This window comes from Bacillus sp. JJ1521 (assembly GCF_036965165.1).
In the GTDB taxonomy this organism is placed as follows: Bacteria; Bacillota; Bacilli; order Bacillales; family Bacillaceae_L; genus Ferdinandcohnia.
The window spans coordinates 51,673-64,258 of record NZ_JBALOX010000001.1 but is presented as its reverse complement, the minus strand read 5'-3'; the positions used below and the strand labels follow the sequence as shown (position 1 = coordinate 64,258).

The window sequence follows — 12,586 nt, the reverse complement described above, 5'->3', positions numbered from 1 at the left end:
GCAATCAAAAAACGTTTAGAAATGAACTGACCTAGTGATTTGAGACATCAGAAAAAACACCTAAGCTACCTGTTCCCTAAATTCAATTGGGGACAGGTAGTTTAATTTTGCCTGAAGTCGGATTTGATTGTAATAATAGATGAAATTCTCTACCTTTTCCACTACAATAGGATTTGTAAGGTACTCTCGTGGCTGAGAGTAGAATTCTTCCGACTTTAATGTGGAATGGAAGGATTCAATGACGGCGTTATCCAAGCAGTTGCCTTTCCGAGACATGCTTGTGATAATGCCTTTTTCTTTGGCTAAATTCTGAAATGCATAGGATGTATACTGTGCCCCTTGATCACTATGTAGTATTACTCCTTCTACGTTCTGTTTTTTAACAGCGTCTCTTAACGTATCTAATACAAGGGTTACATCCTGGTTCAAACTAATTCGGTAAGCAATTATCTCATTGTTGTAAAGGTCCATGATACTCGAAAGGTACATCATAGATTGTCCGAATGGAAGATAAGTAATATCTGTCACCCATTTTTCATTTGGCTTAGATGCTTTAAAATCACGTTCCAAACGATTAGGAACAACTATATTGCTTTCACCTGCAAACTTTACTTTTCTCTTTGGTTTTACTCTACATTGGAGATTATATTTCTGCATAATTTTTTGTACTGTATTTCGGTTAACTTTCACATTATAATCTCTTTTAAGCCAGACTTTTACAGTTCGATACCCAATTCGAAACTTATGGTTATTACAAATCTCTATGATTTGAAAATCTAATTCACTAATTTTACGAGTTCCATGTTTTTTCCAGCGGTAATAGGTGGAACGTGGTACGCCTATAAAATCACAAATGGTAGAAATGGTATATTTACTTTTTAATTCCTCTACAAGTTCTAAAACAACCTCTGGTACCAGCTCCTTTCGATCTCCTTGTACTTTTTTAAAATTTCTAGCTGAATCTGTAAATGCTGGTTCTGCCTTCTTAGCTGCTCGATTTCGGACAATTCCTCAGGACCTTTTCCAAAGCTATATTGTTTGCCGATTGGTTGTGAAAAACGATACATTTCCCCTTTTCTGTACCACATCATCCATATCCTTATCTGAGAGTCATTTACAATACCCAATTCCTCCATAATTTCACGATTGGAGTATTGTCCTGACATTTTCATTTCAATTGCTTTCATTTTTGTCTCATATGAGTAAAAATTCTTAGTTCTCCCCATAAGAAAAACACCTCCTGCATGGTCATATTTATAAATACGACTTGAGGGGTGTTTTTTCCTTTGTCTCATTTAATTAGGTCTCTCCAGAAATTTCTAAGCGTTTTTTGTTTGGAAACAATTAATATATCTCCACTTAATTCTCCAGAAATTTGCAAATCCGTCAAATACCTCTATTATAAACATGCTGGTCTTTGAAGTATTGAAGGCATCCATAGAGAAACTACCCGAAGCACTGGAAAAATACTCAAATATTACAGATGAAATATCTAAATCCATTTCATTGTTCCCCAAGGAAAAGTAGGAGTAACGAATGGATTAGGTATAGAAGACAATAATAAAATTGAAGAAATCGTTTCAGATGATATAGAGGAAATGGAGATGATTGAATTGGCTATGTTTATCGGCTTAATTAGTCTTGTAGGAATGATTGTATTTCTTATCTTAGGTATTGTTGGGGCAGTAAGGAAGTCTAAGAAAACCAAGAAGAACTTTATTATAACAGGTGTATTTTTTGTATTGTTAATCGCTGCCTTATCATTTAGCGGTGAGCCAACTGAAACTGAACAAGCAGAATCCCCAATAACAGAAACAGAAGTAAAAGACGAAGTTGAGCAAGAAGAACCAAAGGAAAAGGAAGTAGTTCCTGAAGCTGAAAAAGAACCAGTAAAGGTTGAACCGGAACAACCTAAAGAAGAAGTGAAAGAAGAACCTCAATTAACAGTTTCACAAAAAAACGCTATTCGTCATGCTGAAAACTATATTTCAACAATGCCATTCTCAAAGACAGGTCTTATTGAACAATTGGAATATGAAGGATATTCCAAAGAGGATGCTACATTCGCAGTTGATAATATTAAAGTAGATTGGAGAGAACAAGCGGTGAGACATGCAAAAAATTACAATGATACAATGCCAATGTCAAGGCAAGGTTTAATTGAACAATTAATGTATGAAGGGCACAGCCAGGAGGATTCGACATATGCAGCTGACCAAATAGGGCTTTAAAAATTAAAGGAAAAGGAATTTTTTAAAAAGCGATATAACGATTCTGAGAAGTTCGCCCTTCGATTTAAAGCTGATGCAACTAATATTAAAGCAATGGAACATTTCCTCTGCTTTTTAGTGTTCTTTTTATCTCGTATACATCGGATGGATTAACAAGATTAAAAGTTACATTTTTAGCTACAAATGTTGTTATAACAACGAAAAAAAGAGGTGGAATTAGTATGCTAATTCCACCTCTATAAATCCTATTATTTGTATTTTCTACTTTGAACCGTTTGTTCAAAGTTGCCGAGTTTCTTTTTAATGTGTAGCTTGATTTCGAAGAGAATCTATATATTGATAAGCCTCTTCTACCTCTTCTTCTGTATAACGTTGCTTTGCTTTTAATGTAAATACTTTTTCTTTGACCTCGGCTTTTTCTAGTCCTTCAAAGTATAAAACAGTGGAGACAAGCTCTAAAAAGCGCGCACTTTGATCATTTAAAGCTTGCATGCAGTCATCTAGTGGAGGCATGTCTAACTGATAGTGACCTAAAAACTGCTCACCTTTTTCAGTTAATGAGTAACGATACTGATAATAGCCACCCTTTTTCTCTTTGACCTCATCTAAAAACCCTAGGTTGCAAAGCTCCTCCACACGTAAAGTTAACTCCTCTGAGTATGGTCCGTAAAAATGGAAGTTGTACTTTTCGTAAAATGGATAATCGATCTTTTTCGCGATATAAATCATTTTTTGAAGTTTTTTTCGACCTGTAATTTCCCCTGCAGCAGCGAATGCCTTCATTACTTTTGCATGTTCTGTTAACAAAACCCCTTCATCTCCTCACGCAATACCTAGTACTTCTTTTATTTTCTGTTTCACTTTACGATCATCTGGTAGTTTTTCAATCAGATCTTGTGGAAAATAAAGCTTATGATCCGTTCGCCTTTTACCGGAAATGGCGTCTACAATTTCGGACTGTCTCGATAATTCGCGAATCTCGCCATTTGGCATCAATAGGTTAATTGGAAGTCGTTCCTCTTCCTCACCCGGTCGATAAAAATCATACGGTAAATCAGATGATGAATCGACCACTAAATAATAAGTAGGGTCAATCCCCGCTTCCTCAAAAAGCGACTTTAATTCCATCATCTTCAACATTTGTGAACCTGGGTCAAACTCCACATATTTAAACAGATTGCGATTAAGAAAACGACGGCATAGGTCACTTAATATCGCATCATTTTCGTCCTGCCAAACTTGAAAATAGTAAGAAAAAACTCCTTCATCTAGCCTCACATAATCATCTAATGTCAGCCTATCTTCAAAAATGGATATAAAATGGACAGGGGTCGTTTGGAATTCGTAGTTTTCCTTGTACAGTTGTTTTGCGCGATGGAGGATTTTCGTTAAAATAACCTCTGCACTCCGTGTAACTGGATGGAAATAGATTTGCCAATACATTTGGTATCTACTCATGATGTAATCTTCAACCGCATGCATCCCACTGCTTTTAAAGACAACCTGATCTTCCTGTGGTCTTATGACACGTAAAATCCGTTCCATGTCAAAGTTTCCATAGCTAACACCCGTATAATAAGCATCACGCAATAAATAATCCATACGGTCAGCATCAATTTGACTCGAGATGAGACTGACAACTAATTTATTTTTGTATGTTTTCGCAATCACTTCGGCCACTTTTTTCGGAAAATCATCCCCAACTTGCTTAAGGACTCGATTTACCTCAGTATCTCCGACAATGATTGCCTGTGTAAATTCCTCATGATCATAATGGAATACTTTTTCAAATGAATGTGAAAATGGTCCGTGGCCAAGATCATGTAGAAGTGCCGCACATAGGCATAGGAGGCGTTCCTCTTCATTTAATAATGGTCGTTCCCGAAACACATCATCGATAATTCTTCGGACAATTTCATATACACCTAATGAATGGTTGAAACGACTATGCTCCGCCCCATGAAAGGTAAAATAGGTTGTTCCTAATTGACGAATTCGTCGTAGTCTTTGAAATTCCGATGTTGCAACGAGCTCCCAAATCACTTGATCCTGAACATGCACATAGCTATGTACAGGGTCTTTAAAAACCTTTTCTTCACTTAATTTCCCATTGGAATTTGTCATGTATTCAACCTCTTCCATACTGGCATGCTATTATTATATATATTTATCTTAGACAAAAAAACCTAAAATTCTCCATAAATCGGCTTTAGCCAAGCCGTATCAATGGTTGGAAAATTTTTCGACATAAATGAGATTTTCGAGGAAGGACTTGGAAATCATTGCTTAAAAATAAAAAAGACCTTTTCTCCTTGGAGAGAAAGGGCGATATTTAGTCCATTTTCAGCTTCTTCTTAACTTTTTCAATTAATTCGTCTTCTGTTGGTGCTGATACAGGACGATTGTTAACAAATGCGAATGATTTTTTTCTGCCAGGACCACAGTATGATTGACAGCGAATGTCAATTGTTGCTTCACCATCAACTTCCTTAAGGCGTGGTATTAAAGTATTAATATTGGTTGCCTGGCAATCATCACAGATGCGAAATTCATTTGCCATTTTGTGTACAATCCCTTCATGAAATAGTCTGGGTCGTTTTTGTATATTTTTTCGGTATGTACCGATTCATCTGAGTAAAAATCACTACAGGGTATTTTACCCCGTCCACTATGCCATTGCAAGGGAACCCAATAAGTTTCAAAAAATCTCCACAAGTACAAGTTTGCGATTTTGAAATATTTTTAGAATCAAATATGCCAAGGCGTATTTGCGCCCAGATTTTTTAGGCCCACACGAAGTGGGTCACAAAGACGTTGCTACAGGATGTGGCACACTTTGTCTTTGATCTTAAGCGCGAAAAATTACCTTTGAAAATCTGCGGCATCCGCCGGAGGCTTTAATTTTATTCAGCCCCATACTGAATAAAATTAATCTATTATCCTTTTATGTCCATAGTATAAATTTTGATTCTATTGACCAATATATGTAATAACCTAACGCAAATACAAACATATATTGGGAGATGAATGAATATGAAAGAAAGACAAGACGCTTGGACAGAGGAAAATGATCTTTTATTAGCTGAAACAGTCCTAAAACACGTAAGAGAAGGTAGTACACAATTAAACGCATTTGAAGAGGTTGGTGACAAATTAAACCGTACTTCAGCTGCATGTGGATTCCGCTGGAACGCGGTTGTGCGCCATAGCTATGAAAAAGACCTACAGCTTGCGAAAAAGCACCGTAAACAACGACAACGTGCACTTGGTAAGAACCAACCGGTGAAAAAGCAACTATTGTATACACCACCAACTCCAAATCTCGAAGAATTTGCGGACGAGTTGCCGCTATTTCCATCTGAATCTATCAGTGTTCGTCAGGAAGTTAAGACGCCACAGTACTTTACAGACAGAACGTCAATGACGATTGATTCAGTGATTTCCTACCTTCAATCCATGGGCAATACAAGTTTCGGAATTGAAGCACTGAAATCCGAGAATGAGAGATTGAAAAAAGAAAAGAATGAGATACTGCGTAAAAATGACGAACTCCAAAAGAAGATTTCTCACCTTGAGCAGAGCGCAGTGAATATCCAAGAGGACTACGAAACATTAATGAAAATCATGAATCGTGCACGAAAATTAGTCCTTTTTGAAGAAGAAGAGCGTCCAGCCACATCTTTTAAAATGGACCGTAATGGTAATTTGGAGAAAATGGCGGAATAAATTAGATAAACCCCCGACTGTCCGTTTTACCCGACATTTCAGGGGTTTATTTTAATATCTGTGACTTCCTGCTTCCAATGAGGCTTTTTCAACTTTCATTTCAGGTGTCATATGTAAAACAACAGAAATCTTATGGATATCAAAATATTTATTCTCAAAATGATAGCTATGCTCTAAGATTGAGCTCGTTATATTAAAGACATATTCACTTTCATTATCTTGAAACTCCTTTTGGATCACCGCATCCGTTGGCAAATGATCCACCAATAGCTGATATGCTTCCTCCACTGTGGCAACAGGTTCTTTAAATGTAAAGATAGGAAGCTCACACCGCCCCGCTCCGATTGTTCTACATTTAAGAACTAAAGTGTTGGTCTCGTAATCCCGATCTGATTTTTTCTCCATATGGAGTTCAAGGTAGTTTAATTGATCATAAAACCCACCTTTTGCTGAAGTCGAGATTGTCTTTGCCTCAAGTTTTTTATTGTAATAAGTATACATCCCGTCACCAAACGGATCATCTTCATTGACTTCCTCTACCTCTTCCACTACCTCTTCCTCAGCTTGTGCATCAGTTTTGGTTGAACTATCCATAGCAACAATTCCAGCTGCTGCACCAATCGCGACTACAAACACCACAAGTGTTATAGGCCCCAGCATTTTACTTGCAACAAACGCTTCGCCTGCTCGTTCAACTATTCGATATACGACCCTATTTTTCTCACTCGACATCTGCCTGTCAAACATCTTCCTAAACCCTTCACTCAATAACTGGAATGTTAGAAGAAGCAAGGTAAGGGCAATCGCTGGAAACAACGGGATCCACACAGCCTTCATTACCTCATACCTAGCCGCTGACAATAACCCTGGCCAATCAAACAATCCAGTCACTGAGTTGTATCCAGATTCATCTTGAAATGCCCCACCACCGGGAATATAATCTATCGCGTGCTCAATAAAGTATTGGAATAATGCGAGCTGTCCTAACAACAAAGTTACCCGAGCTAAATCATTAAAAAAGTTCACTACTAAACTTTGGGAAACAGACGGCAGATAGTGCATCACCGATAATTGAAACGGCGTACTCCCCACTGTCACACTTGCTTGCACAAACTCCTTTTGTGACACCTCATAAATTTCTTGAGCAAGAATATAGCTAACCCTCCCAACTTCGATGAGTGCAATTAAGAGGACCTTCCAATACACACCGTTTTCAAGGTCATCCACTGGGATAATTTCCAATAGTAATATCGCTGCAAAAATCGTGGGGATACCTCCAAATAAGGAGTACCAACCATTTGACACCATATAAGCAATTCCTTTTTTCGTGGAAGCTAAAAAGGCCATCGGAATCGCAATGATGTACCGAATCAATGTGATTAACACGATAATTTTAAGCGTGTCCTTTGCACCAAGGATAATCAAACTCATAATGTCTCTGGCTTCACGGTCTGTCCCAAGCAGATCTTCTTTAGAAGGTGGGAATGGTGCTCTTCCTATTTCGCCACCATCATAAAATCGCATTCTATGCTCGGGAGGAGTATGCTCAACAAACGGAAGCTGTGGTCCAATAAAGCTAATAAATAACATCAATCCGAAAAGAACTAAACCTGCCCAAAGCGACCAATTTTTCATGAGTTCCCCCCTCCCTAGTAACCAGGCTTTAAGTACGAAAGTATAAAAATCACAAAGAACCAAACAAATGCATATTGAAAAATAACTTTTGTAATTTGGGTCCAAATATTACGTTTCTCGACCTCATATTTGTACTGCCAAATCACAGACACGATTTGGGTGATTAATAGAAGTACGACAAAGCAGAGCAAAATCTCCACGATTAAGCCTATTTCCGGAAAATCCATAAATGGTTGATTCTCTGGTTTTTTTAAATCTAGCCGCTTGATTGACACCATCATCCTCCAAGCCGCACCCTTATACTCCATCAACCACTCAACAATTAATAGATTCGAAACGACATACGTCATGACAATGCCAAGATGCTGTATGATGGAGCGAAAGCATTTTTTCAAAATATGCTTATGTATAACAAACCTTTGTGCTAAGCCCTTCGCACGAGCATATTGGATATACATCTCCCCATCCTCACCTGCAAGGGCAGTAAAGGTGATTCTAGCAAAATACATCATCGGGTATAGGGACACAAGAATCCCCGGTAAAATGAAGTTAAACCACTGGTCATGGCCAAAAAAGTCGATAAAATTAAAGTGAATCAAAATGATCCATTGCAGCACGATAATCATAAAAAAATCCGGTAAAGAATTGAGGATTGAGGTTACGCCTGTTCCCAAAAAGTTCAAGTAAGTATACCGATTACGATAATCAAAAACTCCCTTTGCGATTCCTAAAGTAATCGCTAGCAAAAACGCTGTTACAATCACCGATAGGCTTCTTGGAAAATATTCAAGGACAATTTGTTCATACGGTTCCTTATTTTTCGTTGCTCCTAAACTTCCCTCGGTCTGAACATTGTTAATAAATTGCTTGATTGTATCCAAGCTATCAGAAGCAGGTAGCATCGTTTTTATCGTTGAGAAGAACTTCGAAACATCTCCACTCCCTAAAAAATAAGCAATTCCAAGAACAACAAGCACGAAATAGAGAAGTGAAATCACATCTCGCCCACTAAACACTTTTAATCTGTTAAGCAACCAAATCCTCCCCTTACCCGATTACCGATTGAAAAAAATAGGAATACATACCTATAACCTACCATAATTGTTATTTTCAGAAAACACCCATAATATTAGACGTAGTGAATGAATGATTGGTTTCAATACTGCTGGAACTTAATGTGGCACTATTCGGGTTAGGACGCAAATAACTAGGATATGGCGCAAATATTCGGATCTAGACGCATAAATCCGGGAGCTAACGCATATCTTCGAAAACAGACGCATAAGTCCAGGATTCGACACCTATATCCAAAAACAGAGGCATATGTCAGAAGAACTAACACGCAATTAGCAAAATCAACGTGCAATTCAGGCCGACTATAGCGCAATTCCCGCTCACTAACTTGTTTTAAACAAAAAAAAAGAACCCGGAGAACCGTCCCCTGGATCCTTATAATACTTTATTATTCCGCTCAAGCACTCGTAAAAAGTTCTGTTCGAATAACGGCATTTCTTCCTCTGAAAGCTGCGAAGCGAAGATATGTTCACTTTCGTTTTTTAGAGTTTGAAGAAGTAGCATCATGACTGTTTGCACGGTTAGGTTTGGGTCAATCAATTCTGCCAAGGACGCCATTGTTTCCGGCTTCACATCTGGATAGACGAATTTCGTCTCCGCACCCTGTAACCCAGCCTCGTAAAATCGTCGTATGATTTCTGCACGTTCCGAACCACTTTCAGTCACGCCTAGATAAATTTGCACAGCAACCCCATTACGAAGGCGGCGCTGGGAGATTCCTGCAAACTTTTTCCCATCTATACTTAAATCATAGCTGCCCGGACAATACGACCCGACAATCTCACGTGCCACGATATCGACTTCATAGGTATCAAACATTTTCCGAATCAGCTCAAGCATCGTATCGTAGCCGCGGTTAATATCTATCCCTTTTTCCGTTTCGGGGAAAATAAGCGATATGTTTAGCACTCCCTCATCAAGCACCACCGCTAGTCCACCTGAATTCCGTACAATCACTCGATAGCCCATTGTCTCAAGGAACTCTATCCCTTCCACAAGATAAGGCAACTTTGTATCCTGAATCCCAAGCACAATGGTCTGATGATGGACCCATGCTCGTGCAGTAGCTGGTGACTCTCCTTTTCCTACAAACGCACAAAGTGTATCATCTATCGCAAACGATTGTAATGCATCAAATTGATAGCCTAGACTAGATTGATCAATAATCCGCCATTTCGGCTGGTGTAAAAGACTTTCAGTCATACAGCATACTCCTATTAAATCAAATGCGCCTTGCGAATTTGCGCCAGAATTTTTAGGCCCACACGATGTGGGTCATGAAGACGTTGCCACAGGATGTGACGTCTTTAGTCTTCGATCTTACTGCTCGAAAAATTTCCTTTAAAAATCTGTGGCATCCGCCGGAGGCATTAACTTTATTCAGTCGAGGTTAGAACCCTCATAATATTAATACTCTTATAACCATCATCCTACCACTTATAGAAGTGTGGACTTTGCTGAATAAAGTTAAAAGTAATTTATTATAACATATTTCGGAGAATGTTCTAAAAACATACAAATTAAAAAAGAGCCCTAAAAGCCCATTTTTACTTAATTAATATATTTCGCTATTTCATGTTGTGAAGATTTACTCATCTTATAACTAATCATTCTATCTATCTTTTTAGATACCTCATCAACTGTTTTGTCCAAAGTGATGGCTAACTCTTTGAACAATATTTTCTGATTATGAAGGAGAAGTTTACGGTCCTGTTCGCTAATTTTCTTGCCTTCCAATTCCAGTTCGTGCTTCTTGCACATTAACGTATTAATAATATCTGAAATTCCCCTTCTATCGCCCGATGAAACTATATCAGAATAGGTTCTGTTCCGCTCATTTCCGTGATCAATCCACTGAATTCCTGGTAGTTTGAAGGATTCTAAAACTTCCTCAGCCTCGCTTCGACCAATGATTTTTTTCATCATAATTTTATTATTGTCCACTGGATTCTGAATAATTAAAGTTTCATCTTCAATCGGATTCATTACATAATAATTCCGAGTCATACCAGCATATGTTTTCTCACATATGTCATTTATTCGACAAATCCCCATTGTTGAATAAATAACCAAATCCCCAATATTAAACATCTTACCAGTCTCCTATCAGCGAATTGTCAACTTAGTTGACTATATTCATCTTACCCCAAATATTTCTAAATGTCAACCGAGTTGACATTGGTGTATACCTTATGTATAGTAATAGCGATTAAAAAATGTGGAAGTGAAATCATGGACCAAAAACTAGAAAATCTCGATTTACTAGACACTTTAAGCGAAAGACATAACCAACTTCGCTTTCTTGCGGAAAAATTGTGGAATGAAACTAGCGATATTGCAATTTCAAACTCCGAATGGTACATCATGTCGAGAATCTATAAAAATCAACCAACGATTGCCTATGTATCAAAGAATGTAGACATCTCAAGGCAGGCTACTCACAAATTTATTAAAAATTTGAAAGCAAAAGGACTTGTCAACGTAATGGATGTTGAAAACAATAAAAAGGAAAAACGGATTGAATTAACGCCATTTGGTGATGAATGCTACGAGAAAAATGAGGCTCTTAAAATGAAGATTGAACAGCAACTTGCTGATAAAATTGGAGAAGAACATGTTAAGCTTCTTAAAAACGTATTAATAATGGAATGGGGTATTTGATTTTGTAGTTCGGGTGGGTGCGCCAAGGCTTATAACTGTCATTATTTCAAAATTACTGTCACTATCCCTGATTTACTGTCACTATTTGAAATTTACTGTCACTATCCTAGATTTACTGTCAATAGCCCGGAAATATGCCCTTATATAAAAATGGCCATGTCCTACGACATGGCCATTTCTCATTTCCTATAACGCTTGCGCTGCTGTAATCAAGGCAAGCTTATACACATCTTCGGCATTACATCCGCGTGAAAGATCGTTTACCGGCTGATTTAAGCCCTGTAAAATTGGACCGACCGCTTCAAAATTACCGAGACGCTGTGCGATTTTATAGCCGATATTCCCCGCTTCTAGGCTTGGGAAAACAAATACATTAGCGTCACCCTTGATTATGGAATCAGGTGCTTTTTTCTTTGCTACAGATGGTACAAATGCTGCATCAAATTGGAATTCTCCGTCCAATACTAAGGCAGGATTCATTTCTTTTGCAATCTTAACCGCTTCTACTACCTTTTCCGTTTCAGGAGACTTTGCAGATCCCTTTGTTGAGAAGCTTAGCATTGCCACTCTTGGTTCAATATCGAACATATCCGCAGTATTCGCACTCTCAATTGCGATTTCTGCTAAATCCTGGCTGTCCGGATTAATATTGATTGCACAGTCTGCAAATACATATTTCTCATCTTCGCGAACCATGATAAACACACCGGAAGTCTTTTTTACACCTTGCTTTGTTTTAATAATTTGAAGAGCAGGGCGAACCGTATCTGCAGTGGAATGTGCCGCACCGCTTACAAGACCGTGTGCCTTACCAGTGTACACAAGCATGGTTCCAAAGTAGTTTTCATCCTTAAGGATCTTACGCGCATCTTCCTCAGTTGCTTTTCCTTTACGTCTTTCAACAAATGAAGCTACTAACTGATCGAACTCTGGGTATGTTTCCGCGTCATAGATTTCCACACCATCGAGTGAAACGCCTACTTCCTTCGCTTTGCTTTCAACTGCAGACTTATCACCAATTACAACTGGCACAAGTACCTTTTCGCTTGCCAAACGGCTTACTGCTGTTAAAATTCGTTCATCTAGTCCTTCTGGAAACACAATTTTCATGTCCTTTCCAGATACCTTTTCTTTTAATTGAGTAAATAAATCGCTCACTTTTACATCCTCCTTGTATATCAATAGAAATGCGTTATATGTAAGATAGGCTTTTCTTAGCCCAATTAAATACGCCTTGGCGTATTTGCCGCCCGATTTTT

At 38.2% G+C, this 12,586-nt stretch carries 12 protein-coding genes; 3 read left to right on the top strand and 9 right to left on the bottom strand.

What is annotated here, in order from left to right:
* Nucleotides 1-60: 60 nt before the first annotated feature.
* Nucleotides 61-1,226, bottom strand: a protein-coding gene (locus V7147_RS00310) for an IS3 family transposase (protein WP_335365867.1) whose coding sequence is annotated in 2 segments (ribosomal slippage) — nt 61-944 and nt 944-1,226 — 1,167 coding nt in all. Because the reading frame shifts where the segments join, the coding sequence is not laid out codon by codon here.
* Between the two features lie 378 nt (nt 1,227-1,604).
* Here V7147_RS00310 and V7147_RS00305 point away from each other — a divergent pair.
* On the top strand, nt 1,605-2,231 hold the full coding sequence (locus tag V7147_RS00305; RefSeq protein ID WP_335365866.1) for an Ltp family lipoprotein: 627 nt from the start codon (nt 1,605-1,607) through the stop codon (nt 2,229-2,231).
* 300 nt (nt 2,232-2,531) lie between these two features.
* Here the strand turns inward: V7147_RS00305 and V7147_RS00300 are convergent, their stop codons facing one another.
* The 3 genes from V7147_RS00300 to V7147_RS00290 all read right to left on the bottom strand — a co-directional run bounded on the left by V7147_RS00300 (nt 2,532) and on the right by V7147_RS00290 (nt 4,791).
* Nucleotides 2,532-3,038, bottom strand: a complete 507-nt coding sequence (locus tag V7147_RS00300) for a YwgA family protein (protein WP_335365865.1) — start codon at nt 3,036-3,038, stop codon at nt 2,532-2,534.
* Between the two features lie 15 nt (nt 3,039-3,053).
* On the bottom strand, nt 3,054-4,355 hold the full coding sequence (locus V7147_RS00295; protein WP_335365864.1) for an HD domain-containing protein: 1,302 nt from the start codon (nt 4,353-4,355) through the stop codon (nt 3,054-3,056).
* A 208-nt stretch (nt 4,356-4,563) separates the two neighbouring features.
* Nucleotides 4,564-4,791: a DUF1450 domain-containing protein gene (locus tag V7147_RS00290; protein ID WP_335365863.1), complete on the bottom strand. Its 228-nt coding sequence runs from the start codon at nt 4,789-4,791 to the stop codon at nt 4,564-4,566.
* A 473-nt stretch (nt 4,792-5,264) separates the two neighbouring features.
* Here V7147_RS00290 and V7147_RS00285 point away from each other — a divergent pair, with 473 nt between their 5' ends.
* On the top strand, nt 5,265-5,957 hold the full coding sequence (locus V7147_RS00285; RefSeq protein WP_335365862.1) for an RsfA family transcriptional regulator: 693 nt from the start codon (nt 5,265-5,267) through the stop codon (nt 5,955-5,957).
* A gap of 51 nt (nt 5,958-6,008) precedes the next feature.
* On the opposite strand, the gene V7147_RS00280 is transcribed toward V7147_RS00285, so the two are convergent.
* From V7147_RS00280 to V7147_RS00265, 4 genes are all read right to left on the bottom strand, one after another.
* Nucleotides 6,009-7,592 carry an ABC transporter permease subunit gene (locus V7147_RS00280; protein WP_335365861.1) on the bottom strand — a complete coding sequence of 528 codons (1,584 nt, stop codon included), beginning with the start codon at nt 7,590-7,592 and terminating at the stop codon, nt 6,009-6,011.
* Between the two features lie 14 nt (nt 7,593-7,606).
* Nucleotides 7,607-8,626: an ABC transporter permease subunit gene (locus V7147_RS00275; protein WP_335365860.1), complete on the bottom strand. Its 1,020-nt coding sequence runs from the start codon at nt 8,624-8,626 to the stop codon at nt 7,607-7,609.
* A gap of 415 nt (nt 8,627-9,041) precedes the next feature.
* Nucleotides 9,042-9,869 (bottom strand): lipoate--protein ligase family protein, encoded by an 828-nt coding sequence (locus V7147_RS00270; RefSeq protein ID WP_335365859.1) that lies wholly within the window; start codon nt 9,867-9,869, stop codon nt 9,042-9,044.
* A gap of 348 nt (nt 9,870-10,217) precedes the next feature.
* Nucleotides 10,218-10,757 (bottom strand): CarD family transcriptional regulator, encoded by a 540-nt coding sequence (locus V7147_RS00265; protein ID WP_335365858.1) that lies wholly within the window; start codon nt 10,755-10,757, stop codon nt 10,218-10,220.
* Nucleotides 10,758-10,898: 141 nt separating this feature from the next.
* Between V7147_RS00265 and V7147_RS00260 the strand changes: the two genes are divergently transcribed.
* Nucleotides 10,899-11,327, top strand: coding sequence for a MarR family winged helix-turn-helix transcriptional regulator (locus V7147_RS00260; RefSeq protein ID WP_335365857.1), 429 nt, complete (start codon nt 10,899-10,901; stop codon nt 11,325-11,327).
* Between the two features lie 186 nt (nt 11,328-11,513).
* Here the strand turns inward: V7147_RS00260 and pta are convergent, their stop codons facing one another.
* Nucleotides 11,514-12,485, bottom strand: coding sequence for a phosphate acetyltransferase (pta, locus tag V7147_RS00255; protein WP_335365915.1), 972 nt, complete (start codon nt 12,483-12,485; stop codon nt 11,514-11,516).
* Between the last annotated feature and the right edge of the window lie 101 nt (nt 12,486-12,586).